Raw genomic sequence first — 23,144 nt, 5'->3', positions numbered from 1 at the left:
TGGTGAGTGCGCACGTACTGGCACGGGCGGTGGCGGCGTCGGGCGGGGACCGGACGGGGCGGGCGCTTGGGTCGTGCGGCCGTCCTGGCGTCGGTGGCGTCGGTGGCGTCGTTGCGCCAGGCACAGAAGCCGGAGGGCGATCGGATCGAGCGCTGAGCGCAGGTCTCCGGCGACCGGCACTGTCACCCATGGTGGGTACCGTGGCCCGCCACACTCATCGTGTCCTTGGAGACCGACAGCGACATGACTTCGCCTCCCCCGCGCCCTGCATGGACCGTCGAGCAACTACGGGCACTCGTTCTGGAAGGCGGCGACCTTCCGGCCCGCCTCAAGGGCCCGACGGACGCGCCACCCGTGGCGCTCTCCCAGGCGTACGAGCAACACTGCCGGCCGCTTGGGCAGTTGCTGTCCGGTGGCGCGGGCCACCCCCGATGCCTGGGTTACGTCGCGGCTGCCTGGTCAGGGGGCGGCGACATCGCCTATACGACCGTGGTCATCGGCAGCTTTCCCGATGGCGAAGCCCAGAAGGTGATCGACGAAGGCCTGCGGGTCCTGGAGCACTGCCGCGCGTATGCGAGGGTGACGATGGCCTTGAGTCCGTTCGCCGCCGCAGGGCCGCTCCACATGCTCGCACCTGCGGGATCCGATGACGATGACGTCGTGGGCGTTCCCTCGTGGTACGAGCCGGAGCGGGTCGAGGTCCCTTCAGCCGGGGACTTCAGCGCCGGTATCCGCCTCGGCATTCCCGGCAGGCCCGAGTCTCGATCCGCGCTCGGGCACATGCTTGTGCGTGTCGGCGACTTCCTCCTGGCGTTCCTGCACTTCGACCCCCTGGGCCAGACCCGGCCGATGCCCGCGGACGACCTGGTGAACGCTCAGATAGCCCGCATACGGGCGGTCGGCAGTACATAGAGTCCCCGGTCGGCTGTGGAATCGCCCTCACGCCTCGTGCTGCCGCACCAGGGGCTCGTCGTCGAGGTGCGGCCGCAACGCCTCGCTCTCCGGGCACTGGAGGACGAGCACGTCGTGTCGCTTGGGGCGTGAAGCTGCCGTGGCGGCAGTACGGGCGCGACTGTCCTTTGCATACCCGGCAAGAGTGCGCGGCATCGGCACACGCGCGTAGCGGCTTACGGGCTCCTCGTCCGGAGGACCGGATCCTTGTGCTCGTGTGGTCCTCCGGTCGTCGCAGCTTGGGAACAGCTGACGGAGTGCCGCACCCCGATAGGCGGCGTCGTAGCATGCCGAGCGGAATCGTCCGGGCGCGGCGATGCCGAGGTGACCACGGACCGGAAGTGCCGTGGCAGCGGCTCTCGGCGCACGAGAAGCGGGCAGTCCGTCGAACGGGGGTTGCGTGTGCGGGTGTTGGCCGGGCGGTACGAGCTGGTGCGGTTCGTCGGGCGTGGCGGGATGGGCGAGGTCTGGGAGGCGCGCGACCGGCTGATCGAGCGGCGGGTCGCGGTCAAGCTGCTCCCGCACGCCCGAAGCGATGCCTCCGGAGCCGCCCTGTTCTTCCGCGAGGCGCGTACGGCCGGGGCGCTGCACCACCCGGGCGTCGTCACGGTCCATGACCTGGGCGAGGACGAAGCGGACGGCACACTCTTCCTCGTCATGGAGTACCTCGAGGGCCGCGACCTGGCCGCGGTCCTGGCGGCTACCGGCCCCCCGCCGGTCCGGACGGCTGGTGAATGGGCGGCGCAGGCCGCCGAGGCGCTGGCGCGGGCGCACGGTGCCGGGATCGTCCACCGGGACCTCAAGCCGGCCAACCTGATGCTCACCGACGAGGGCCGGATCAAGATCCTGGACTTCGGGATCGCCCGGTTCGTCGCGGCGAGCGCCCCATCGAGCAACGTGATGGGAACGCTGGCCTACATGCCGCCCGAGAGGCTCGACGAGCAGCCCGGGGACGCGCGCTCCGACCTCTACTCGCTGGGCTGCGTCGTCCACGAACTCCTCACCGGGCAGGTGCCGTTCCAGGCCTCCGGTCCGGTTGCGATGATCAACGCGCATCTGCGGGCGACGCCCAAGCGGCCTGGTGAACTCCGCGGCGGAGTTCCGGCGGAGCTCGACGAGCTTGTCCTTGCGCTGCTGGAGAAGGAGCCGCGGGATCGGCCGGCGTCTGCGGACGAGGTATGCCGGCGTTTGCGTGCGGCTGTCGGGCTGCCTTTGGAAGGTTCGGCGGCCTCGGCGCTTCCGCCGGTTTCGGTGTCGCAGACAGTGCCGGCCGCGTCGGCTCGGTCCCGAGCCGCGGGACGGGATGCCGGGCCGGACGCCGAGCGGAATGCCGATCGGGTTGCCGGACCGGATGCCGGGGCCGGGCGGCCTGCCGCACCGCGGTCGCCGCGCGATCCGGGCAGCAAGTCCGCGGTCCGACGCCGCGCGTTGTGGCTTGCGGCCGCTGCCGTCGCGGCCGGAGGCATCAGCGCGGTCCTGGAGCTGGTCGACTCGCCCGACGAGCGGAAGGGGCAGTCAGGCGACGGCAGCCAGACCCTGCCGTCCCAGTCGGGTGTCGGCCGCGCCACCGTGAAGAAGCCTTGGGCATTTTCGACCTCGGACGAGGTGTCGTCGTCGCCGGTGGTCGTGAACCGCGTGGTGTACATCGGCAGCGACGACAAGTACGTATACGCGATCGACGTCGCCACTGGTCTGGCGAGGTGGACCTTCCCTACAAGTGGCAAGGTCACGACCGCGCCCGTGGCCGCCGACGGCATCGTGTACGTCGGCAGCGGCGACGGGAACGTCTATGCGCTGGACGCCGCGACAGGCGCCCGGCGGTGGGCCTACGCCGTCGGCGCCGAGGTCGGCTCCTCGCCCGCGGTTGCGGACCGCGTCGTGTACGTCGCCGGCTGGGACAACGGCCTGCACGCTCTTGACGCCGCCACCGGCACCAAGAAGTGGGTCCAGCCGATCGGGAACAACCTCGGCTCGGCGCCGGCCGTGGCCGGGGGAGTCGTCTACATCGGCAGCTGGGACAAGAACGTCTACGCGTTGAACGCCGCGACCGGTGCGACGAAGTGGACCTTCCGTACCGGGGCCGAGGTCTCCTCGTCGCCGGTGGTGGCCGACGGCGTCGTGTACGTCGGCTCCGACGACAGCAACGTGTACGCGCTCGACGCCGCGACGGGCGCCAAGAAGTGGGCCTTCGCGACGGGCGACAAGGTCAACTCGTCGCCTGCGGTCGCGGGCGGGCTGGTGTACTTCGGCAGCCGCGACGACACCGTGTACGCGGTCGACGCGGCGACCGGCGTCAAGAAGTGGACGTTCAGGACCGCGGAAAGCCGCTTCCCGGCCGCGGGGGCCTACTCGTCGCCGGAAGTTGCGGGCGGCGTGGTGTACATCGGCAGCCGGGACATGAACGTGTACGCGCTTGATGCGGCGACCGGTGCCAAGAAGTGGGCGTACACCACCGGCCACCTGGTCGGCTCGTCACCGGCGGTGGCGGACGGCATGGTGTACGTGGGCAGCCGCGACAGGAAGATCTACGCGCTGGATGCCGCCACCGGCGCGGGGCCGGCGTAGGGGCCGGCGCCGGTGGCGACGCGTTCCGGGGGCGCCGGGCGTGGCGCCTTGGGGAACGCGTAACAGGGAGACGCGGAATAGGGAACGCCGAATAGGCGACGCGTAACAGCGGGGATGCGCAGCGGAGAGGCGTCAGGCCTTCTGGCGGGCCGCCTTGTAGAGCTTGGCGGTCAGGGCGGCGACCTCATCCTGCGAAACGCCGTCGCCGCCGGTCCTCATCTGGGCCAGGCCGACGACACGCGCGCCGCCGAGGGTCGAATAGTCGGCCCACGCGCAGACCGGGAACTGGAACTCGGCGACATCCTTCGGCATCTCGGCGCCGGGTGTACGGACGACCTTCATGTCCTGGCACTTCATCAGCGCGCCGTCGAACCCGGCGGGCTTGACGGTCTTGGCCGTGCCGACGGGCTGGACCTCGACCCCTGGGGTCTTGGCGTCGCCCTTGAGGCCCTTGTTGGCTATGCCGGCCAGGTAGCCGTCGAGCGCTTTGGCCGGGTCGGCGATCTCGCCGTAGAAGCCGTCGAAGGTCAGCCGCGTGCCGCCCACCTTGGCGGGGTCGGTGCCAGGGGCGTTGTACACACCGGACACGGTCTGGGCGTTGGCGACGCCGAGGCCTTCGGCTTCCTTCTGGCCGGGCGTACTGCCGGTGCTCGACTTGGTGTACGGCTCGATCGCGTCGGGGACGACGATCTTGTGGTTCCTGGTGCTGTCGGCGATCCCGCTGTTGCCGCCTGCGGGGGAGCCGTTGCCGGGGCCGGTGCCGGAAGGGGCGCCGGCGGTGCTGATGGAGCCTGGCGCCTGCGCGCCGCGGTCCTTCCCGTCCTGTCCGTCTTCCGATCCGCCGCACGCGGCCGTGGCTGCGAGGAGGGCGGGTATGACGGCAGCGGTAGCGAAGCGGGCGCGGAAACGCATGAAGGAAGGGCCCTTTCGTGAGGGGACATGGAGCGACGCATGACGCCGGCTGTTTCGCCGGTGCCGGTGTCGGCGCGCCTGCGATGGCGTGCGGCCAGGCTGCTCCCCGGGCGCGGGCGGCGTCGACGGGGAATCCCCTCGTGTGGCTCGGGAGCGGTCGTGGTGTCCCGGCGTCCCGGTCTCCCCGTGTCCCGGTGCCCCTGTGTCTTGGCGGACGTCCCTCGGTGGTGTCGTCCGGGGGCGTTAGCGTGCGGCGTATGGATAGTCGGCACGTGGGTGTGGTCGAAACCCTGCTCCTTCGGCCGTTCGCGGAGCGTCCGTACCGGGCGGGGGAAGCGAGCGGCGGTCCGGGCTGGCACATGGTCGACCTGGAGGTCAGCCGCGACTTCTGGGAGGACTCCGAGCGCGACCAGATCGAGGTTGTCTGGGACCAGTACGAGGACAAGGCGCGGCGCCTGGCCGGCGTACTGGACGGGCGCCACGGGGCGCACCGCGTCGTCGCGTTGGCGCCGTACTTCGAACGCGGCATGGAGGGGGAGGACGTCCCCGAGCCTTTTGACGACCTGAGCAACTTCGTGGTGCGGTTGCATGTCTGGACGATTGGCGACCGGTGGCTCGGCGTCGGGGTGGGGCAGTACGACAAGGAACTGCCGATCCAGTTGGTCGCGGTGACGGGTGCGGGGCCGGGCCCCGGGGCCGAGCCGGGGACGCGTGCAGCGACGGGCTCCGAAAATGCGGGACAGGGGTAGCCGGGGCATGGAACTCCGTGCGGAACTCCGTCCCCCGGCCGTGCCCGCCGAGCGCCTGGCGTGGCTATGCGCCGAAATCGAGCGCATCGAGGCCGTGATCCGAGAGGGGACGGACGAGGAGGTGGAGGCAGCGCTCGCCGCGTTCAACGCGGAGACCGGTCATGCGTTCACCGAGCTGGACCTGCACGAATACTGGGGCGCGTGCAGCGTGGAGGAACTCGCATTGTGCGCGGCTCGTCCGGCGCGGCCCCGGGTCCCCGACATCACGCGAGACGAGCTCGTCGAGATCCTCCGGCGCATCATGGACGGCGATCCGGAATCGGACTACTACGCGCTGATCCTGCAGACCAACGTGCCGAACCCGCGCGTGCTCGACCTGGTGTTCGGGCGGCTGCCGGAGGAACTGCGGGACGCTGGCCCGGAAGAGCTCCTCGACGCGGCTTTGGCGTACCGTCCCATTGCCCTCTGAGACGTCGGGCGAGCAGGGGCGGACGTCGGGGACGAGCGGTCAGCTTGCCAGGTGGCCTCAGGGCTCGTGCGGTCTATCGTGCGTTGCATGGTGACCGAGCCGAGCGGCACAGGCAGTGCGGACGAACACCCGCCTGGGATGTCGCTCATTGACAGGATCGGGCGGGAGCGCGCCCACGCACTGATGGAAGCGGCAGTTCGCGAGGCTGCGGCGCGTGCCGAGGCTGCTGGGCTCCCGACCGCCGGCATCGACGAACACGGCCGCGTCTACCTGCAGTACGCGGACGGCACGCGCACGTACCCCGAAGACTGATTGTCTCGTCCCGGCACGGCTTGTCGGGAGGCGGTCTGTGGGCCTGCGCGCAGGCTTGCGGGTGATGCCCGCGTCGGCCGAAGCGATGATCGGGACCTGGGGCAAAGAACAAGCTCAGGCCGCCAAGGGCGCCTGCGGCCGCGAAAAGCTGTGGGGAGCGGCGGGTGGTGTGGGTGAACATGGGCGGCATGGATACCCGTTTCCTCGCCATCGACGATGTGGTCGACACTCCGCCCGTGGCGGTGGTGATCGACGTGATGCGCGCGTACACCGTTGCCGCCTGGGCCTTTGCGCGAGGCGCGGAGAAGGTCGTGCTCGCGGCGTCGCTCGACGAGTGCCTGGCTCTCAAGGCCGCCAATCCCGGCTGGGTGGCGCTCAAGGACGGGCCGCCCGCGCCCGGGTTCGACGCCGTCAACTCCCCGGCCCTGCTGCAGACTGTCGACCTCGCCGGGCGGACCGTCGTGCAGAAGACCACCGCCGGTACGGTCGGTGCACTCGCGGTCAAGGACGCAGAACTCGTGCTGTGCGCAAGCTTCGTGGTCGCGGAGGCGACGACGCGGCTGCTGCGGGAGCGCGCGGCGGGTGGCAGCGTGACCTTCGTGGTCACCGGCGAAGACGGGAAAGCCGAGGAAGACCTGTCCTGCGCCCAGTACATCGCCCGGCGGGTGGCGGAACCGGACGCAGACGCCGCGGAGTTCCTGCGTCGCGCCGCCGATTCCGATGCTGCGGGCGAACTCGCGAACGGGGTACGGGAAGGCGCGCATCCGGACGACGTCGCGTTGTGTCTTGAGCTCGACCGGTTCGCTTTCGCGATGGTTGCGAAGATGGAGGGGACGCTCATGGTCCTGCGTCCGCAGGTGGTGCCGGAACTGGCCTGAACCGATTCGGGGGTGGCGTATGACGCTGTCAGTGGACGTCTTCATGATCGGCGAGGACGGGCGGATCGACGTGCTGCCCGTACCGGACGGATGTTCGGACCTGGCCGGCTTCGAGCGGTGGCGTACGACCGTCTGGGGTTCGGAGGCGGTGCGCGCGCTGGGGGCCACGTACTTTCCGGTCCTGGCGGACAGCGACCTGGACGTCGCCCCGGACCAGGTGGCCGACTTCCGCGCCGAATGCGCGCTGATCCGGGACAACATCGAGCTGATCGCGGCCGGCGACGACCCGCTGCACAGCCATGCGGCGCACACGGAAGGCATCGCGTACCGGCTGAAGAACATCGAGGACGCCGCGGTCCGCGCGCAGGAACTGGGCGGCGGCGTACGCATCTGGTGAGGGCGGCCGTGCTGCCCTGCGTCCTCAGCTGGGGAAGCGGGTGGAGCGGGTGAAGCGGGTGAGGACCTCCTCGGCCTGCCGCATCATGCCGTCCACGATCTCGGCGGCGGGCTTGATGTCGCGGATCAGGCCGACGCCTTGGCCCATCAGCCACGGCAGTTGCTCGGCGTCGGCGACCGTGCCTGGGACCGGGAGCATGACGTCGAAGCGGCGCAGCGGGGTGTCGAAGCCCAGGAACGGCGTACTGCCGATCTCCTCCGCACTGTCGCGCTGCGCGACGACCTCGGGGAGGCGGTCGTTCCACTCGTCGACGAGCCGGGTCCGGTGCAGGCGCATCGGGTTGAACTCGGGCCACTCCGGGTTGTAGATCGACGAGAGGACGGTCTCGGTGCCGGTGGCCTCGACCAGGCGGCGGTGGTGCTCGGGGTGCACGTTGGCCTCGGCGGACGCCACCATCCGGGTGCCGACCCACACACCGTCCGCCCCCAGGCACAGTGCGGCCGCGGCCTGGCGTCCGTCGGTGATGCCGCCCGCGGCCAGGACGATCGCCCGGTCGCCGACCGCGTCGACGATGGTCGGTACGTTGACCAGCGTGGGCAGTTCGCCGTAGTTGTGCCCGCCGGCCTCCTGGCCCTGCGCGATGACGACGTCCACGCCGTCGGCGGCCGCGGCCTCGGCGGCGGCCGCCGAGCCCACCTGCTCCCACACCGAGACCCCCGCGTCGGCGAGGGCCTTCAGCTGATGCGCGGGCGGATGGCCCCAATGGAACGACGTGATCGGCACCCGCTCCTCGGCGCACACCGCGACCTGGTCGTCGTTGCCGAAGAAGGTGATGAGGTTGACGTTGAACGGACGGTCGCCCACCTGCTCCCGGATGGCCCGGATCGACGCGCGCAGGGTGTCGGCCGGCAGGACGCCGACCCCCAGCGCACCGATGCCGCCGGCGTTGGTGACGGCGATGGCCAGCCGCGGATCCTCGCCCGCGAACGCCATCCCGGCGCAGGCGAACGGGTAGCGGCAGTCGTAGCGTTCGGTCAGACGCGTGGACAGGACGGACATGTGCGTGCCCCCTGGTGCGTGCGGTAGCCGGTAGGTGCCGGGGTCTCGGTACGCCTGTTCTCGGTACGCCGTGCGTGTGCGGTGCGTACGCCGTGCGTGTGCCGTGGTGCGGCTGCCGGGCAGTGCAGCGGTGCGCACAGGGCGCGGGGAACAACCTCGGTCATACCCGACCCGATGATCGATACCGGCGAGTCGGGGCGCGGATCGGATGCGGGCGGCGAGGGCGTCCTTGGCAGCGGGCGTGGTGTCGCCGCACGCCGTGACGAAACGGCGCAACGCACGGATCCTGGCCTCCCGGGCATCAGAGGAAGAGCAGTTCGACGTCCTTGGCCACGCAGAGGTGCATGACGACGGCCAGCTGCCGGATGCCGCGGACGTGTTCCCGTGGGACCTCGGGGTCGTGCTGCCACTGCCCGGAGATCGCCTCCAGACGCGGCAGCAGCGCGGCGCATTCGACGGGTGTCATTTCGCCGCCGTGGTCGTCGGGGCGATCAAGGAACACGGCGAGCGGCGTGGTGACCTCGCTCCACGGGCGGTCGCCGCCGAAGCCCCACATCTCGGCGAGCTCGAACCCCTCCGCCGCCGCCAGTTGCCTCCGGAAGGCCGCGAAGCCGCTGTACGACCACTCCACGTCAGGGCTGCTGAGGTCGTCGTCGCCCGGAAACAAGATGAGGCCCATGCTGAACTCCCTCGCGGTCGTCAAGGGCGCCCAGGATCGTGTGGGCCGCGGGCCGGTGCAACCGGGTTGTCGCCGCCAGGACCGGTGTCGGCGCTGAGGGAAGAGTGTTCCAGCAGGGCGGAGTTCGTCCGGGAGGGGTGCCTGCCCCTGGTCGATAAGGCGCGGCAGGGGTGGCGGATCGCGGCAAGTCGTTGGTTGGGGTGGGTACTCCCGGTATCGTGAAGAGTACGGTCCGTCAACGGACTTGCCGCACACGGGAGGAGTGAGCGGGATGGGCAAGCACTCGGGTAGGCCGGACACCGCGCCGCACGACGGGCACCGCGAGCAGCCGCCGCAGAACCCCCGACCGCCGCAGAATCCGCCGCAGCAGTGAACGACGAGGACGCGACAGGGGCGACCGAGCGCCGGGCGGTCCGCGGGGCGCCGGTCTCGGCGTCGGGTGGGACGTCCGGCGCGACGTCGGGTAAGTCGTATGGGGAGAAGTGCGCTTCGGGGGGCCTACGTGGTGTCGTGCGCACGGAGAGGCGGTCAAACGTCTGGTCGGCCGGTGAGTCCGGTGCGCCGGGCGGCGGGGTTGTGGGGGACGCCGTGGGCCGGACGGGGGATGTGCGGGGCAGCGTACGGGCTGAAAGGGCGCCGAGTGCGCGGCCGGGCGATGCTCCTGGCAGCCCAGGCGCGGGCGCCGATGCCGAGGGGCGCGCGGACGCGCTGGTCGACGGGCTTGTCGACCGCGGGGTGATCGGGGACGGTTGGGAAGCGGCCTTCCGGGCTGTGCCGCGGCGGGCGTTCGTGCCTGCGCGCGTGTGGGCGGGCGGGGTGCTGCTCGACCGCGATGCCGACCCGGACGCCTGGGAAGCGGCTGTTGCCCGCGACATCCCGTTGGTGACGCGCTGGGGGTCGGACGGGCTGCCCGTTTCGTCGTCCTCTATGCCGTACATGGTCGCGACGATGCTGCGGCACCTCGACCTGGACGCCGGCGGGCGCGTACTGGAGGTCGGGACCGGCACCGGGTGGACCGCCGCGCTGCTGGCGTACCGCCTCGGGGCCGACCGGGTCACCAGCATCGAGGTCGACCCGTCCACTGCTGCGGATGCCGAACACGCTTTGGGCAAGGCCGGGTTCACTCCGACGCTGCTGGTCGGCGACGGCGCTGACGGGCACCCCGACGCCGCGCCCTACACCGCGCTCCTGGCCACCTGCACCGTCGAGCACCTGCCGTACGCCTGGGTGGCCCAGACCCGCGGTGTCATCGTCACGCCGTGGGGCAACGGCATGACGCCGGGCACCCTGCTGCGGCTGGAATCCGACGGGCGGCGGGCGGTCGGGCGGGTGGTGGACACCGCGGCGTTCATGTGGCTGGAGGCGCAGCGCCCGCGCGCGTGGGCCACCGGAGAGCATGGGGACGACGCGACGACCGCGCTCGACCCGCGGCTGGTGTTCGCCGACGTGCACGAGCTGTTCGCGGTCGGACTGCGGGTGCCCGGTTGCCGGTTCGCGGTCGGGTGGGGGAGCGGCGACGAGGCGGACGAGTGCACGCTGTGGCTGTCCGACGGGACTTCGTGGGCCAGTGCCGATTCGCTGCCCGGGCGCGACCGCTACCCGATCACCCAAGCGGGGCCGCGCCGGCTGTGGGACGAAGTGGAGTCCGCGTACCGGTGGTGGACCGCGTACGGGCGCCCCGAAGTCACCCGGTTCGGGCTGACCGTCGACCGCGGCGGGCGCCGGTTCTGGCTGGACGAGCCGGACTGAGCGGCGATGCCGCGCCGGAAAATGATCGGCGAGGCGGAGCCGTGGCCGACGTAGGGTGGCAGCGAACCCCCTGCAAGGAGCCGCCTCCCGATGAGCAGCAGCAACGCCAACCTTCGTACGAGTACGGGTGCTCCGGCGGCAGAAGGTGCCCCCGGACGCGGCGATGTCCGCGTCCCGCCCGGCTTCGTGGCCGCCTACGGCACCGGTGATCCTGCCCGGCAGGCCTGGCTCGACGAACTGCCCCGGCTGGCCGACGACCTCATCGGGCGCTGGGAGTTGCGCCCGGACGGCGGCGAACCGGCCTACGGCATGGCCTCGCTCGTCGTCCCGGTCACCCGCGCCGACGGGACCCCTGCGGTCCTGCAGCTGCGCCAGGTCACCGAGGACAACGCGGGTGCGGCCCTCGGGCTGCGGACCTGGGGCGGGCACGGCGCGGTGCGCCTCCTGGACCACGACCCGGACAGCGGCTGCATGCTGCTCGAACGCCTGGACGCCGCCCGCCCGCTGTCGTCCGTCGCGGACGACGACGCGGCGATGCGCGCCCTCGCCGACGTGATGGCACGCCTGGTCGCCGTCCCCGCCCCGGCCGGCCTGCGGCGGCTGGCCGACATCGCAGCCGCGATGGTGGACGCCGTCCCGGACGCGGTCGACCAACTGAAGGACCCGGACGAACGCCGCCTCGTGCACATCTGCGCAGCGGCCGTACGCGAACTGATCCCCGACCTCGACGCAGCCGACGACCGCCTGCTCCACTGGGACCTGCACTACGACAACGTCCTCGCGGGCGACCGCGAGCCGTGGCTCGCGATCGACCCGGAACCCCTCGCGGGCGACCCGGGGTTCGAACTCCTGCCCGCGATGGACAACCGCTGGGACGAGGTCACCGCGGGCGGCGACGTGCCTGGTGTGGTCCTGCGCCGCTTCGACACCCTGACCGAGGCCCTGACCCTGGACCGCCGCCGCGCCACCGGCTGGACCCTCGGCCGCGTGCTCCAGAACGCCCTGTGGGACATCGAGGACGGCCGCCACGCCCTGGAACCGGCCCAGGTCGCCATCGCCGAGGTGCTCATCGAACACCGCTGAGGTGTGGCACTTCTAGGCGCACCTTCGCCGTCAGGATGCGCCGACGCGAACCCCGCGCCCCTGACGGGCCAAGGCGATCCGTTCCTGTTTCACAGGAGGGGGCCCATACGGTCCGGCCCGGGTGCGCCCTGAGAGCAGGCGAGGTGAGCTCCAGGCCTCTGTCGTCCTTACCGGCGGCCATGTGGTCGAGCCAGCGTTCGTACCAGGCCAGGAAGTCGGCGGCCGACGAGACGTTGGGTCCCCACCAGCCGGAGGCGTTGCCGATCACTACGCGGCCGGCGATGGGCCCTTCAAGTGCGATGAGGGCCAAATCAGTGCAGCCCATCTCGGCGATGTGCAGGAACCTGTCGCGATCGGTGCCTGCTGCGGGGACGAGGCCGAAACCCCGTTCCTTGCCGGGGGGATCCATGGTGTAGATCGGGGCGGAAGTACGAGCAATGGGGTCGACGAGGCCGTAGAACGACCCTGCACCCGCACTTCCGAGGTGCAGCAGGAACTGCCGGTAGGCGTCCGGCAGAAGCAGGTCGTATTCGGCTTCGAAGGCGCTCAGCCGTGCAGCGCTCGACGGGGCGCTCAGACGGAACCGGTGCCGTTCTTCTCCGAAGGAACGGCTGCGGTGCGGCTGAAAGGGGATGGCGGCCAGTTTGCGGCGGATCCGGGGTATGCGGGCGTCCACGGCACTTCTTCTTTCGTCCCGGGCAGCCTACCGGCGGGACCGGGCGGCAGGTCGGCGGGCAGCTGTTTGATCGCCACTAGGGCGGCTGCTTGGGTGGGTGGATGAGGGCTTTGGGGTCTGTCGATTGGCCGCCTGGGGTGATGCGGACCGGGCGGCTTGTGCTGCGGGAGCCGGCGGCTGGGGATCGGGCGGCGGTGGTGGAGTTGTTCACCTCGGCCGAGGTGGGGACGTACATCGGGGGGCCGCGGGAGCGGGAGGAGTTCGAGCGGTCGGTGCCGGCGGTGCCGGTCGGGCGGCCTGGGCTGTTCGTGGTGGATCTGGGCGGGGCGATGATCGGGATGGTGACGGTCGACGAGCGCGGTCCCGGGCGTCCGGTTCGCGCGCGGCACGAAGGCCCGGAGGTCGAGCTCGGCTACATGCTGTTGCCGCAGGCGTGGGGGCACGGGTACACGGCGGAGGCGTGCGCGGCGGTCCTCGACTGGTGTGCGCAGGCGCTGCCCGGCGCGCCGGTGGTGCTGACCACGCAGACGGCGAATGAGCGTTCGATGCGGCTCGCGGCGAAGCTCGGATTCGCCGAGGTGCGGCGGTACGAGGAGTGGGGCGCCGAGCAGTGGTTCGGCGTGTGGTCCGCCCCCGCCGCGAAGACCGGGGCCGGGGCCGGACGAGACTGAGCAACGCAGCCGACAGCGTCACCTGTCTGGGGCAGTACTACGGCATGGGCATCTAACGGGCACCGCAGCGCACGGCTCGGCCGGCATCTGACGGGCGTCCCCCCAACCGCCCCGTCGCCCGTGGGGGGGCGCCCCGCCCCCGGTGGCCGCCGAACCCGCCCCCCCGCGCCCCCCCCCCCCCCCCGGCCGCGGCCGGGGGGCCCCCCCCCCGTCCCGCTGTGCACGCCGAACCGCCCGACCGCCGCACCCCCGGCCGCACCCCGGCCGCACCCCGGCCGCGTCCACCGGTTGCGGCCGTGCCGGGGACGGGGTCAGCTGGGAGGGACGCCGCTGCGCCCCCGGGTGCGGCGGAAATCCCGATGCGGCGGTCGAGCCGCAGGCGAGAGGACGCGATCATGGCGCACGCGACTGCCGGCATGCAGAGCGGCATGGACCTCGTACACGGCTGGGAATCGACCCGGCGCGAAGTGGACCCGGCGGTCGACCGGGCGTCGGAACGCTCGCGCGCTGCACACGGCAAGGAGAGCGGCGTGTCCACCCGCGGCGTGGTGCTGGCGCTGGCCGCCGTCCTGCTCCTTGTCGTGGTGGCCGGCCTGGCCATCTGGGCCGGTGCCAGCTTCTCCGGCGGCGAACCCGGCCTCACCGCGCCCGCGAACCGCTGAAACCCCGCATGGGAGCGGCGACCGCCGACGCCCTGGTGGTCTTCGGGATCTCCGGAGACCTGGCCCGCAAGATGACCTTCCGGTCGCTGTACCGGCTGGAAGCCGCCGGGCAACTGGACTGCCCCGTCATCGGGGTGGCATTGGACGACTGGTCGGACGAGCAGCTGGCCGCCGCGATGCGGGCCGCGCTGGCGGCCGCTGCCGAGCCGACCGAACCCGGGCCGCTGGAGCGGCTGGCCCGGCGTCTGTCGTACCAGCAGGGCGACTTCACGGACCCGGCGACGTACCGCGCGCTGGCCGGACGCCTGAAAAGCGCCGGGCACCCGCTGTTCTACCTGGAGATCCCGCCCTCGCTGTTCGCCCCGGTCGTGGAGCAGCTCGCCGCGGCCGGGCTCACCGAGAACGCCACCGTGATGCTGGAGAAGCCCTTCGGCCACGACTTGGCGTCCGCCCGGGACCTCAACGCGCGGCTGCACAAGGTCGTCCGCGAGGACCAGATCCTGCGCATCGACCACTTCCTCGGCAAGCAGCCGGTGCTGGACCTGCAGTTCCTGCGGTTCGCCAACGCGCTGCTGGAACCGGTCTGGAACCGCGACCACGTCGAGGCCGTGCAGATCACCATGGCCGAGGACTTCGGCGTCGAGGACCGCGGCGGGTTCTACGATCCCGTCGGGGCGCTGCGCGACGTCGTCCAGAACCACCTCATGCAGGTGCTGGCCCTGGTCGCCATGGAGGCGCCGGCGGCGCCCGGCGCGGACGCGCTGTGGGACCGGCGCGCCGACGTCTTCAAGTCGATGCCGGCCGTCGACCCGGACCGCTGCATCCGCGGGCAGTACGAGGGCTACCTCGACGTGCCCGGCGTCCGGGCCGGTTCGACCACCGAGACCTACGTCGAGCTGTGCCTGAAAGTCGACAACTGGCGGTGGAGCGGCGTCCCGTTCTACGTCCGCGCGGGCAAGGCCCTGGCCACCCGGGACACCGAGGTCCGGGTGGTCTTCAAGAGCCCGCCGCGGCTGGCGTTCCTCGACGAACCGGAGCACCCGTCTCCGAACGTCCTCGTGCTGCGCATCGACCCCGACCCGGGGCTGCGCCTGCGCATGCGGTCGAAGGACGCGACCGGGAACACGTCCCGGGACGTCCACCTGGACCTGTGCTTCACCACCGAGCTCGGCCGTCCGCCGACGCCGTACGAGCGGCTCCTGCACGACGCCCTGACCGGCGACCGCTCGCTGTTCACCCGCCAGGACGTGGTGGAGGAGACCTGGCGGGTGATCCAGCCGCTGGTGGAGCGCCCGCCCGCGCCGCTGCCGTACAAGCCGGGCTCCTGGGGCCCGACCGGGGCCGGCAGCCTCACCGACTGGCAGCCGCCCTGGCTACCCGCGCTCACCGACTCATCCGCAAGGAGCACCGACCATGCCGACAAGTGACCCGATGCAGCTCGGCGTGGTCGGGCTCGGCCGGATGGGCGCCAACATCGCCCGCCGCCTCATGCGGGACGGCCACACGTGCGTGGTCTACGACGTCGATCCGGCAGCGGTGACGGCGTTGGAGAAGGAGGGGGCGGTCGGTGCGAGTTCGCTCGCCGACCTGGCCGCCAAGCTCACCCCGCCGCGGGCGGCCTGGGTGATGGTCCCGGCCGGCGACATCACCGGCAAGACCATCGAGGCGCTGGGCGCCGAACTGGAGTCCGGCGACGCGGTCATCGACGGCGGCAACTCGTACTACCGTGACGACATCACCCGCGCCGCGGCGCTCGCCGAGCGGGGTGTGCACCTGGTCGACTGCGGCACCAGCGGCGGCGTGTGGGGCCTGGAGCGCGGCTACTGCCTCATGATCGGGGGCGATACCGAGGTCGTCGACCGGCTCGGGCCGATCTTCGCGACCATCGCCCCCGGCATCGGCGACGTGCCCCGCACCCCGGGGCGCAGCGGCGCGCCGACCGCGGCCGAGCAGGGCTACCTGCACTGCGGCCCCAACGGCGCCGGGCACTTCGTCAAGATGGTCCACAACGGCATCGAGTACGGCATGATGGCGTCGCTCGCCGAGGGCCTCAACATCCTGCACAACGCGGACGCCGGGAAGCACGTCGCCGAGGCCGACGCCGAGACGGCCCCGATGGACCACCCCGAGTACTACCAGTACGACATCGACACCGCCGCGGTCGCCGAAGTCTGGCGCCGCGGCAGCGTCATCGGCTCCTGGCTGCTCGACCTCACCGCCGCCGCGCTCGCCGAATCGCCCGGCCTGGAGCAGTTCGCGGGCCGCGTCTCCGACTCCGGCGAAGGCCGCTGGACGTCGATCGCGGCCATCGACGAGGGCGTGCCCGCCCCGGTGCTCACCGCAGCGCTGTACGCGCGCTTCTCCTCGCGCAACCTCGACGAGTACGCCAACAAGGCGCTGTCCGCCATGCGCAAGGAGTTCGGCGGCCACGACGAGAAGCCCCACTGACCCGTGCCGACCCGTACCGGCTGACCCGTACGGACTGCGTACGGACCTGCACCGACCCGAACCGACCTGAATCGACGCGCGCCGCGCGCGCTGGGGAGCGAGACGCCCGTGGACGTGGACCTGAGCGGCAAGACGGCGCTGGTGACCGGCTGCAGCCGCGGCATCGGACTGGCCATCGCGACCGGGCTCGCCCGCGCGGGGGCGCGTGTCGCGGTCAACGGCCGCACCGGCGACAGCGTGGCCGCGGCGCTCGCGCACATCTGCGCCCAGGTGCCGGACGCGTCGCTGGTCGCCGCGCCCGCGGACGTCGCCTCGGAGGACGGCGCCGCCGCGCTGGTCCGCGAACTCCCGGACGTCGACATCCTCGTCAACAGCCTCGGCATCTTCGGCGCGCGGCCGCCGATGGAGATCACCGACGCGGAGTGGCGCGAGTACTTCGAGGTCAACGTGCTCGCCGCGGTGCGGCTCACGCGCGCGTACCTGCCCGGGATGACCGGGCGCGGCTGGGGCCGGGTGCAATTCATCGCCAGCGACTCGGCGATCGCCATCCCGGCCGAGATGATCCACTACGGCATGTCCAAGACGGCGCTGCTCGCGGTGTCGCGCGGCTTCGCGAAGACCGCCGCCGGAACGGGGGTGACGGTCAACGCGGTCATCGCCGGGCCCACGCACACCCCCGGCGTCGAGGACTTCGTCCGCGAACTCGTGGACCCTGAACTGCCGTGGGACCAGGCGCAGCGCGAGTTCATGCGCGTCCACCGGCCGCAGTCGCTGCTGCAGCGGCTCATCGAGCCGGAGGAGATCGCGCACATGGCCGTGTACCTGAGCTCGCCGTACGCGTCGGCCACCACGGGGGCGGCGGTGCGGGTCGACGGGGGCTACGTCGACTCGATCGTGCCCTGAGCCCGCGAAGGAGTGCCGGGGCACTGCGGGGCGGTCCGGGGGCGGTGCCGGGGCGGTGTCGTGAGGAGGGGCGAGCGGCACTAGCATCCGCGGGATGGAAGCGCGGAGTTCAGGGCGTGTCGTCGCGGCAGGATCGGTCGCCGCATTCCTCCTCGTTGCCGCCTTCGGCAACCAGTGGCTGTGGGAGGACCTGCTCAAGAAGAGTGCCGTGGACGAGGATTCCTCGTGGCACATCCTGTCCTGGCTCAACACCCCGCACTGGGTGGTCGACAAGAGCGGCACGTTCGCGTACCTGGAGGGCACCGCCGTAGCGGGCTACCTGGCCGGGGTCCTGGTCCTGCTGGCGACGGTCGCGCTGGTGCTCGCCTCGGCGTCGCGGCGCGGCGGGTTCAACCCGTTCATCTCCGGCTGGTACGCGATGATGCTCGGCGGTGCGCTGTGCAGCGTCACCAGCTACATGTTCTCCGGCGCCGGAGCGGTCACCGCGGGCGTCGACCCGCGCGGCGAACAGCGCACACTGGCCGGGACCTTGGAGGCGCTCACCACCGGCGCCGGGTACGGGCTGCTGGCCGGGTGGTTCGTCGCGATCGTCTGCGCCTTCGTCGCGGCCGGGGGCGGCGTGCGGAACCTGTTCCAGGCACCGGCACCGGAGCCGATGCCTTCGGTGACCTACGGCCCGGGGCCGGTCCCGGGGCCGGGGCCCGGGTGGTCGTCCGGCGGGCCCGGGTACGGCGTCCCGCAGCAGGGCATGCCGCCCGCGCCGCCGCCGTTCACCCAGCTGCCGCCCGGGAGTCCGCCCGCGGACCCTCCGTACGGCGGTACGCCGCCCGGCGCCTGACGCGCCGCAGCACCGGAACCGGGGGAGTCAGGCCCTGGCAGTCTCGTCCAGCGTGACCTGCTCGTCCGGGTGCAGCGCGTCCAGGATGAGGGCGAGCCCGAACGCGAACTCGTCGCCGTAGTCGTAGCCCGGCTTGAGGGCGTGCTCGACCGCGAGTTCGGTGAGGTGCGGGTACGCGTCCGCGGGCATCTCGCGCAGGATGCCGTCCGCGACCTCCTCCAACTCCGCCGAGCCGTCGAACGGCAGGCTGAGCTCCTGCAGCACGAAGCCGTACAGGTAGCTGTCCAGCAGCGAGAAGGCGTGCGCGGCCATCGGCACGGAGAACCCGCTCGCGCGCAACGTGCCCAGCACCGCGTCGTGGTGGCGCAGCGTCGCGGGGCCGGGCCGCTTGCGCGAGTCCATCAGCCCGATGGCCCACGGGTGGCGGCGCAGTGCGGCCCGCGCCGACTCCGTGCGGCGGCGCAGCGCGGTCTTCCAGTCGGTGTCCTGCGGGGGCAGTTCGATCTCCTCGAACACCGCGTCGACCATGCCGTCGAGGATCTCCTCCCGGCCGCCCACGTGGTGGTACAGCGACATCGCCTCGACGCCGAGCGGCTCGGCGATCGCGCGCATGCTCAGTGCGGCGGAGCCCTTCTCGTCCGCGACCGCGATCGCGGTCCGGATGACGCGCTCGCGGCTGAGCGGGGTGCGTGCCGCCGCCGCCTTCCGCCGGCCTTTGCCGCCCTCGGCCATCCGCGTCTCCTCCACGTGCGCACCGGGGCCGTGCGGGCCTCGCGGGCCCTGCGGTGCGCCGCCCCGGTTGATTGCCTTACGGCATAAGGCTAACGTACCTTACAGCGTAAGGTACGCATTGCGGCGAAGGGTTGCGCCATGGGCACGGAACCTACGGAACGCACGGCAGGCACGGCAGGCACGGAACGCATCGGGAAAGTCTGCATCGTCGGGGCGTCCGGCAAGCTCGGGCAGTACATGGTCCGGCACGCCCTCGACCGCGGCTACGAAGTCGTCGGCGTGTGCCGCGAGCGCAGCGTCCCCAAACTGGCCGCCCTGGCCGACCGCATCACGATCGTCCCGGGGCAGACCGACGACCCGGAGGTCATCCGGCGCGCGGTGGACGGCTGCGACGGCGTGCTGACCGTGCTCGTCCCGTGGGGCGTGCGGCAGTACTCGTCCGGCACCGCGCAGGCCGTGCTCGACCACGCGAGGCCCGGAGCCCGCCTGATCTTCTCGTGCGGCTGGCACATCACCCGCGACGGCAAGGACAAGTACTCGCGGCTGTTCACCACCACCCTGAAGGTCGTCACCTGGGCCGCCAAGCTCGTGCGCGCCGCCGAGATCGACGACCAGGTCGAGGCCTGCCGCCGCGTGTTCGCCAGCGACACCCGTTGGACGGTCGTCCGCGGCAGCACGCTTGAGGAGGGCGAGAGCCAGGGCCTGCCGGTGTGGAGCCGGCACGTCGGCGACCCGATCCTGGCGAGCGACCGGACCCGGCGGGTGGACTACGCGTTGTTCATGGTCGAGGCGCTCACCGACGACCTCCTCGTCCAGGAGGCGCCGGCCATCGTGGGCTGCAAGACCCCGAGCGCCCTGGCCGCAGCCTCCTGACCGAGGCCGGGCGCGCGTACGGGACGGGGGCGGTCAGCGTGTGGCCCGGGGCCGGCAGAAGCCGTGCGCCGCGTGCGTGAAGCCGAGACGGGGTGCGAAGGCGGCGACCGCGGCGCTTAGTTCGCGGATGCGGCCCGGGCGGGCGTAGCAGAGCGCCGAGGTGCCGGCGACCGGCCCGCCCGCGCGCCGGTCGATGCGTGCGACGAAGCGCCCGCCGAAGCTGCCCGGCAGGTGGACGACGGGCGGCGGGTGCGCCTCCCGCCACGGCTGCGACGCGACGACCCCGACCCGGTGCATGCCGCCGCTGTCGGGAATGCAGACGAACGCCTCGACGTCGCTCCACGGCACGGTACGAGGCGCTGCACTGTGCGGGGCGAGCGTGACGCCGCGGGCGTCGAGGAGCAGGGCGGTCGCCCGCGGCCGCTCGAACCACAGCCACACCCAGCAGGCTGCCGCTGCCGCGGCGAACATGGCCGTGTCGCCCCAGGTTCCGAGGACGGAGCTCGCGAGGGTGCACAGAGTGAACATTGCCGTCACGGCCGCGATCTTCGTGTGCCGCAGGTGCCACTGATCGCGCAGTTCGAACGCGGGCGGAGCGGCGAACCGCATCGGGCCTCCTGGCTGCTCCGGGGCAGGACGATCACAGGACGGTCTTGGGGACGTGCGCACCGGGCGCGTGGTTGCGTGCTGCGGTTCGGTGTCGGTTCCGGTGTCGGTTCCGGCGTCGGGTGCGGCGGCCGCCCGGCGGACTGCGGGTCCGTGCGCGCCGCGGGGTGATGTGGGCGACGCGCCGGGGTGGGATGTGGGGGATCTCTTGTGCGGGGATACCCCCTGCCCGTATGGTCCGTCGTATGAAGACCTGTTCAGATGAGCTTTTGAACGGGGCTGTGCGATGAGCGCCGTGCCCGTCGAATCGGACAGCTCCTGCGGCGTCCGCATCGTCGATGCCGAGCGGGTGGCCGCGGTGCGCGGTGCTCTCCCGGAGGAAGGGCGCGTCGCCGACGCGGCCGCCGTCTTCGCGCTGCTCGGCGACCCCGGGCGCCTCAAGCTCCTCGTCGCGCTGCTCGAGGGCGAGATGTGCGTGTGCGACCTCGCCGCGGCCTGCGGGCAGGGCGAATCCGCGGTCTCGCACCAGTTGCGGCTGCTGCGCGCGCACCGGGTTGTCATATCCCGGCGCTCGGGACGGATGGCCTACTACCGCCTCGCGGACGCCCACGTACGCCTGCTCCTGGACGTCACCCTCGCCCACCTCGAACACGCCGAACCGGAACCCACGACCCTGCCCGCGGCACCGAGCACGACCGCCGCGGCGCCCGGAGGTACCCCGCGATGACGACCGCGCCCACCCCGCCGCCCGGCGCCGCAGCCCCGCACGGGCCCGCGGACGGCCACGGACACGACCACGGCGACCATGACCACGACGACCGCAAGCACGGCCACGGTCACAGCCACAGTCCCGGTCACAGTCACAGTCACGGTCACGGTCACGGCGGCGGACATGCCGGGCACTCGCACGGAGTCACCGCGGACGCCGACCGGCGCTACCTGACCGCCGCACTCGTCCTCATCGCGGGCTACATGGCCGTCGAGGTCGTCATCGGCGTCATGGCCCGCTCGCTGGCCCTCATCACCGACGCCGGGCACATGCTCACCGACGCGGTCTCGATCGTGCTGGCCCTGGTCGCCATGCGCCTCGCGGCCCGCCCCGCACGCGGCCGCTGGACGTACGGCCTCAAACGCGCCGAGATCATCTCCGCGCAGATAAACGGCATCACGTTCCTGCTGCTCGTGGTGTGGTTCACCTACGAGGCCATCCACCGCCTCATCGACCCGCCGGACGTCAAGGGCGGCCTCGTGGTCGTCACCGCGGTCACCGGCATCGCCGTCAACGTCGCCGCGGCCTGGCTGATCAGCCGGGCCAACCGGTCCAGCCTCAACGTCGAGGGCGCCTACCAGCACATCCTCAACGACATGTGGGCCTTCATCATCACCACGATCTCCGGCGTGATCGTGCTGACCACCGGATTCGCCCGCGCCGACGCGATCGCCTCGCTCGTCGTCGCCGCCCTCATGCTCAAGGCCGGCCTCATGCTGGTCCGCGAGTCCTGGCGGATCCTCCTCGAGGCCGCACCCGCAGGCCTCGACCCGGACCGCGTCGGCGGCGAACTCGCCCTGCAGGACGGCGTCTCCGAAGTCCACGACCTGCACATCTGGACGATCACCTCGGGCTTCCCGGCCCTGTCCGCCCACGTCCTGGTCGACGCGGGCCACGACTGCCACGCGGTCCGCGACCGGATGGAGCGCATCCTGCGCGAGCGCTGGCAGATCGAGCACACCACCCTCCAGGTCGACCACGCGCAGCCCGGAGTCTGGGAGATCGCCGCGGGACCGGGACCGGACGGGACCGCCTCGGGCGACCCGTCCCACTGCGCCGACCCGCACGGCGCCGTGCACCGCGCCGACCGGACCACGATGCCGGTCCCGGGCCAGGCGGCCGCGGCCGCGGCCCCGGCCGAATAGGCTGGCCCGGACCCGACTGCGCGCCGCAGGGGGCGAGGCATGGCGCCTCGCCCCCTGCGCGACGTCACTTCTTGCCGTCGACGCCGATGATGGCGTTGGCGGGGAGGACGGTGTGCACCAGGTCCGGGTTCACCGGGCCGTTGAACGGCGGGTACTTCGGGCCGCCCGCGTTGCGGCGGTAGATGGCGGTGGAGTGCTCCGGGTTCTTGTCGAACTCGGGGATCACGTGCTCGCCGAACAGCTCGATCTGCTCCTGGTACTCGTCATGCGTCAGGTTCGCGCTGATGCCGAACACCAGCTGGTCGCAGCCGACCTCCTGGTACGCGGCGACCTGCTCGCACACCTCTTCCGGGGTGCCGCACAGCAGGTAGCCGCCCGCGATGAGCTGGTCGAGCAGCTCGTCGCCGCCGAGCGAGGACAGGTCCATCGGCGGGGTCGGCCAGGTGATGCCGTCCGTCGACTTCGGCATGGTGTCGTGGTACAGGTTCACCAGCGTGACCAGGTACGCCGCCTGCCCCTTGAGCGCGATCTCGCGGGCGCGCTTGCGGTCGCTGAGGCAGATGACGCCGTTGGTCATCATGACGTTGTTGTTCTGGTAGTCGCCCAGGATCTCGGTGGGGTTGGCGGCGGCTTCCTTGTAGGCGTCGATGCGGCCCTTCAGGTTGTAGATCGGCTCGAAGTTGAACGCGATCGCGCCGATACCGAGGGAGCCGGCCTTGGCGAAGGAGCCGGGGTTGCCGCACGCCATCCAGATCGGCGGGTGCGAGTGCCCGTACGGCTTCGGGAGGATGTTGTGCGGGGTCGGCACGGTGAAGTGCTCGCCGTGGAAGGAGTAGTCGTACTGCTCCCACATGCGCACGATCTCGGGCGCGACCTCATCCCACTCGGCCTTGGTCGAGTTGGTGTCCATGATGTTGAACGAGGCGACCTCGTGGCTGCCCGCGCCGCGGCCGGTGCCCCACTCGAAGCGGCCCTCGGTGATGTGGTCCAGCATCGCCGCGCGCTCCGCGAAGCGGAC

At 71.9% G+C, this 23,144-nt stretch carries 25 protein-coding genes; 18 read left to right on the top strand and 7 right to left on the bottom strand.

Features of this window, described 5'->3' with window-relative positions:
- Positions 1-225 precede the first annotated feature (225 nt).
- Together LZ495_RS07000 and LZ495_RS06995 are read left to right on the top strand one after the other, a co-directional pair.
- Positions 226-912 (top strand): hypothetical protein, encoded by a 687-nt coding sequence (locus LZ495_RS07000; RefSeq protein WP_235051118.1) that lies wholly within the window; start codon positions 226-228, stop codon positions 910-912.
- A 447-nt stretch (positions 913-1,359) separates the two neighbouring features.
- Positions 1,360-3,516: an outer membrane protein assembly factor BamB family protein gene (locus LZ495_RS06995; RefSeq protein WP_235051117.1), complete on the top strand. Its 2,157-nt coding sequence runs from the start codon at positions 1,360-1,362 to the stop codon at positions 3,514-3,516.
- A 132-nt stretch (positions 3,517-3,648) separates the two neighbouring features.
- On the opposite strand, the gene LZ495_RS06990 is transcribed toward LZ495_RS06995, so the two are convergent.
- Entirely contained in the window at positions 3,649-4,428 is a 780-nt protein-coding gene (locus LZ495_RS06990) for a hypothetical protein (RefSeq protein ID WP_235051116.1), read from the bottom strand.
- 272 nt (positions 4,429-4,700) lie between these two features.
- On the opposite strand from LZ495_RS06990, the gene LZ495_RS06985 reads away from it, so the two are divergent.
- The 5 genes from LZ495_RS06985 to LZ495_RS06965 all read left to right on the top strand — a co-directional run bounded on the left by LZ495_RS06985 (position 4,701) and on the right by LZ495_RS06965 (position 7,233).
- Positions 4,701-5,177: a hypothetical protein gene (locus LZ495_RS06985; protein ID WP_235051115.1), complete on the top strand. Its 477-nt coding sequence runs from the start codon at positions 4,701-4,703 to the stop codon at positions 5,175-5,177.
- Positions 5,178-5,184: 7 nt separating this feature from the next.
- Positions 5,185-5,646: a hypothetical protein gene (locus LZ495_RS06980; protein WP_235051114.1), complete on the top strand. Its 462-nt coding sequence runs from the start codon at positions 5,185-5,187 to the stop codon at positions 5,644-5,646.
- Between the two features lie 87 nt (positions 5,647-5,733).
- Complete coding sequence (locus tag LZ495_RS06975; RefSeq protein WP_235051113.1) at positions 5,734-5,958, top strand: hypothetical protein; 225 nt, start codon at positions 5,734-5,736, stop codon at positions 5,956-5,958.
- A gap of 188 nt (positions 5,959-6,146) precedes the next feature.
- Positions 6,147-6,836 (top strand): 2-phosphosulfolactate phosphatase, encoded by a 690-nt coding sequence (locus LZ495_RS06970; RefSeq protein ID WP_235051112.1) that lies wholly within the window; start codon positions 6,147-6,149, stop codon positions 6,834-6,836.
- A gap of 19 nt (positions 6,837-6,855) precedes the next feature.
- Complete coding sequence (locus LZ495_RS06965) at positions 6,856-7,233, top strand: hypothetical protein (RefSeq protein WP_235051111.1); 378 nt, start codon at positions 6,856-6,858, stop codon at positions 7,231-7,233.
- A gap of 24 nt (positions 7,234-7,257) precedes the next feature.
- Here the strand turns inward: LZ495_RS06965 and LZ495_RS06960 are convergent, their stop codons facing one another.
- The gene (locus LZ495_RS06960) at positions 7,258-8,292 is read right to left on the bottom strand and encodes an NAD(P)H-dependent flavin oxidoreductase (RefSeq protein WP_235051110.1); all 1,035 of its coding nucleotides are present in this window, start codon (positions 8,290-8,292) and stop codon (positions 7,258-7,260) included.
- A gap of 301 nt (positions 8,293-8,593) precedes the next feature.
- The gene (locus LZ495_RS06955; RefSeq protein ID WP_235051109.1) at positions 8,594-8,971 is read right to left on the bottom strand and encodes a hypothetical protein; all 378 of its coding nucleotides are present in this window, start codon (positions 8,969-8,971) and stop codon (positions 8,594-8,596) included.
- Between the two features lie 789 nt (positions 8,972-9,760).
- On the opposite strand from LZ495_RS06955, the gene LZ495_RS06950 reads away from it, so the two are divergent.
- Both LZ495_RS06950 and LZ495_RS06945 read left to right on the top strand, forming a co-directional pair.
- Positions 9,761-10,720, top strand: a complete 960-nt coding sequence (locus LZ495_RS06950; protein WP_235051108.1) for a methyltransferase domain-containing protein — start codon at positions 9,761-9,763, stop codon at positions 10,718-10,720.
- 90 nt (positions 10,721-10,810) lie between these two features.
- On the top strand, positions 10,811-11,803 hold the full coding sequence (locus LZ495_RS06945; protein WP_235051107.1) for an aminoglycoside phosphotransferase family protein: 993 nt from the start codon (positions 10,811-10,813) through the stop codon (positions 11,801-11,803).
- Here the strand turns inward: LZ495_RS06945 and LZ495_RS06940 are convergent.
- A complete protein-coding gene (locus tag LZ495_RS06940; protein WP_308267690.1) occupies positions 11,787-12,479 on the bottom strand; it encodes an SMI1/KNR4 family protein in 693 nt (230 codons plus the stop codon). The genes LZ495_RS06945 and LZ495_RS06940 overlap by 17 nt on opposite strands.
- Positions 12,480-12,580: 101 nt before the next feature.
- On the opposite strand from LZ495_RS06940, the gene LZ495_RS06935 reads away from it, so the two are divergent.
- The 6 genes from LZ495_RS06935 (at position 12,581) to LZ495_RS06910 (ending at position 18,001) form a co-directional block, all read left to right on the top strand.
- Positions 12,581-13,150 (top strand): GNAT family N-acetyltransferase, encoded by a 570-nt coding sequence (locus LZ495_RS06935; protein WP_235051106.1) that lies wholly within the window; start codon positions 12,581-12,583, stop codon positions 13,148-13,150.
- A gap of 395 nt (positions 13,151-13,545) precedes the next feature.
- Positions 13,546-13,812 carry a hypothetical protein gene (locus tag LZ495_RS06930; RefSeq protein WP_235051105.1) on the top strand — a complete coding sequence of 89 codons (267 nt, stop codon included), beginning with the start codon at positions 13,546-13,548 and terminating at the stop codon, positions 13,810-13,812.
- Positions 13,813-13,820: 8 nt separating this feature from the next.
- Positions 13,821-15,239 (top strand): glucose-6-phosphate dehydrogenase, encoded by a 1,419-nt coding sequence (locus tag LZ495_RS06925; protein ID WP_235051104.1) that lies wholly within the window; start codon positions 13,821-13,823, stop codon positions 15,237-15,239.
- Positions 15,226-16,260 (top strand): phosphogluconate dehydrogenase (NAD(+)-dependent, decarboxylating), encoded by a 1,035-nt coding sequence (gnd, locus tag LZ495_RS06920; RefSeq protein ID WP_372498536.1) that lies wholly within the window; start codon positions 15,226-15,228, stop codon positions 16,258-16,260. The genes LZ495_RS06925 and gnd overlap by 14 nt, the downstream gene beginning before the upstream one ends.
- Positions 16,261-16,368: 108 nt before the next feature.
- Positions 16,369-17,163 (top strand): SDR family NAD(P)-dependent oxidoreductase, encoded by a 795-nt coding sequence (locus LZ495_RS06915; protein WP_235051103.1) that lies wholly within the window; start codon positions 16,369-16,371, stop codon positions 17,161-17,163.
- 94 nt (positions 17,164-17,257) lie between these two features.
- Positions 17,258-18,001, top strand: a complete 744-nt coding sequence (locus LZ495_RS06910) for a hypothetical protein (RefSeq protein WP_235051102.1) — start codon at positions 17,258-17,260, stop codon at positions 17,999-18,001.
- A 27-nt stretch (positions 18,002-18,028) separates the two neighbouring features.
- On the opposite strand, the gene LZ495_RS06905 is transcribed toward LZ495_RS06910, so the two are convergent.
- On the bottom strand, positions 18,029-18,733 hold the full coding sequence (locus LZ495_RS06905) for a TetR/AcrR family transcriptional regulator (RefSeq protein ID WP_235051101.1): 705 nt from the start codon (positions 18,731-18,733) through the stop codon (positions 18,029-18,031).
- 138 nt (positions 18,734-18,871) lie between these two features.
- On the opposite strand from LZ495_RS06905, the gene LZ495_RS06900 reads away from it, so the two are divergent.
- Positions 18,872-19,606: an NAD(P)-dependent oxidoreductase gene (locus tag LZ495_RS06900; protein WP_235051100.1), complete on the top strand. Its 735-nt coding sequence runs from the start codon at positions 18,872-18,874 to the stop codon at positions 19,604-19,606.
- A gap of 33 nt (positions 19,607-19,639) precedes the next feature.
- Here LZ495_RS06900 and LZ495_RS06895 read toward each other — a convergent pair whose 3' ends face one another.
- Entirely contained in the window at positions 19,640-20,215 is a 576-nt protein-coding gene (locus tag LZ495_RS06895; protein WP_235051099.1) for a hypothetical protein, read from the bottom strand.
- 283 nt (positions 20,216-20,498) lie between these two features.
- On the opposite strand from LZ495_RS06895, the gene LZ495_RS06890 reads away from it, so the two are divergent.
- Positions 20,499-20,939, top strand: a complete 441-nt coding sequence (locus LZ495_RS06890; RefSeq protein WP_284701854.1) for an ArsR/SmtB family transcription factor — start codon at positions 20,499-20,501, stop codon at positions 20,937-20,939.
- Positions 20,936-22,126, top strand: a complete 1,191-nt coding sequence (locus tag LZ495_RS06885) for a cation diffusion facilitator family transporter (protein WP_235051098.1) — start codon at positions 20,936-20,938, stop codon at positions 22,124-22,126. Before LZ495_RS06890 ends, LZ495_RS06885 begins: the two co-directional genes overlap by 4 nt.
- 64 nt (positions 22,127-22,190) lie before the next feature.
- On the opposite strand, the gene LZ495_RS06880 is transcribed toward LZ495_RS06885, so the two are convergent.
- Positions 22,191-23,144: LLM class flavin-dependent oxidoreductase (locus LZ495_RS06880; RefSeq protein ID WP_235051097.1), on the bottom strand; the 954-nt coding region annotated here is incomplete at its 5' end.

This window comes from Yinghuangia soli (assembly GCF_021502675.1).
Lineage (GTDB): Bacteria > Actinomycetota > Actinomycetes > Streptomycetales > Streptomycetaceae > Yinghuangia > Yinghuangia soli.
Note: the sequence above shows the minus strand (reverse complement) of the source record. Positions and strands in the feature narration are given on the sequence as shown.

What these genes read in the sequence shown, in the direction of transcription:
- LZ495_RS06895 (WP_235051099.1), bottom strand. Translation starts at nt 20,215, where the DNA reads ATGCGGTTCGCCGCTCCGCCCGCGTTCGAACTGCGCGATCAGTGGCAC.
- LZ495_RS06945 (WP_235051107.1), top strand. Translation starts at nt 10,811, where the DNA reads ATGAGCAGCAGCAACGCCAACCTTCGTACGAGTACGGGTGCTCCGGCG.
- LZ495_RS06975 (WP_235051113.1), top strand. Translation starts at nt 5,734, where the DNA reads ATGGTGACCGAGCCGAGCGGCACAGGCAGTGCGGACGAACACCCGCCT.
- LZ495_RS06965 (WP_235051111.1), top strand. Translation starts at nt 6,856, where the DNA reads ATGACGCTGTCAGTGGACGTCTTCATGATCGGCGAGGACGGGCGGATC.
- LZ495_RS06960 (WP_235051110.1), bottom strand. Translation starts at nt 8,292, where the DNA reads ATGTCCGTCCTGTCCACGCGTCTGACCGAACGCTACGACTGCCGCTAC.
- gnd (WP_372498536.1), top strand. Translation starts at nt 15,226, where the DNA reads ATGCCGACAAGTGACCCGATGCAGCTCGGCGTGGTCGGGCTCGGCCGG.
- LZ495_RS06890 (WP_284701854.1), top strand. Translation starts at nt 20,499, where the DNA reads ATGAGCGCCGTGCCCGTCGAATCGGACAGCTCCTGCGGCGTCCGCATC.
- LZ495_RS06900 (WP_235051100.1), top strand. Translation starts at nt 18,872, where the DNA reads ATGGGCACGGAACCTACGGAACGCACGGCAGGCACGGCAGGCACGGAA.
- LZ495_RS06980 (WP_235051114.1), top strand. Translation starts at nt 5,185, where the DNA reads ATGGAACTCCGTGCGGAACTCCGTCCCCCGGCCGTGCCCGCCGAGCGC.
- LZ495_RS06905 (WP_235051101.1), bottom strand. Translation starts at nt 18,733, where the DNA reads ATGGCCGAGGGCGGCAAAGGCCGGCGGAAGGCGGCGGCGGCACGCACC.
- LZ495_RS06955 (WP_235051109.1), bottom strand. Translation starts at nt 8,971, where the DNA reads ATGGGCCTCATCTTGTTTCCGGGCGACGACGACCTCAGCAGCCCTGAC.
- LZ495_RS06930 (WP_235051105.1), top strand. Translation starts at nt 13,546, where the DNA reads ATGGCGCACGCGACTGCCGGCATGCAGAGCGGCATGGACCTCGTACAC.
- LZ495_RS06885 (WP_235051098.1), top strand. Translation starts at nt 20,936, where the DNA reads ATGACGACCGCGCCCACCCCGCCGCCCGGCGCCGCAGCCCCGCACGGG.
- LZ495_RS06925 (WP_235051104.1), top strand. Translation starts at nt 13,821, where the DNA reads ATGGGAGCGGCGACCGCCGACGCCCTGGTGGTCTTCGGGATCTCCGGA.
- LZ495_RS06990 (WP_235051116.1), bottom strand. Translation starts at nt 4,428, where the DNA reads ATGCGTTTCCGCGCCCGCTTCGCTACCGCTGCCGTCATACCCGCCCTC.
- LZ495_RS06935 (WP_235051106.1), top strand. Translation starts at nt 12,581, where the DNA reads ATGAGGGCTTTGGGGTCTGTCGATTGGCCGCCTGGGGTGATGCGGACC.
- LZ495_RS06910 (WP_235051102.1), top strand. Translation starts at nt 17,258, where the DNA reads ATGGAAGCGCGGAGTTCAGGGCGTGTCGTCGCGGCAGGATCGGTCGCC.
- LZ495_RS06970 (WP_235051112.1), top strand. Translation starts at nt 6,147, where the DNA reads ATGGATACCCGTTTCCTCGCCATCGACGATGTGGTCGACACTCCGCCC.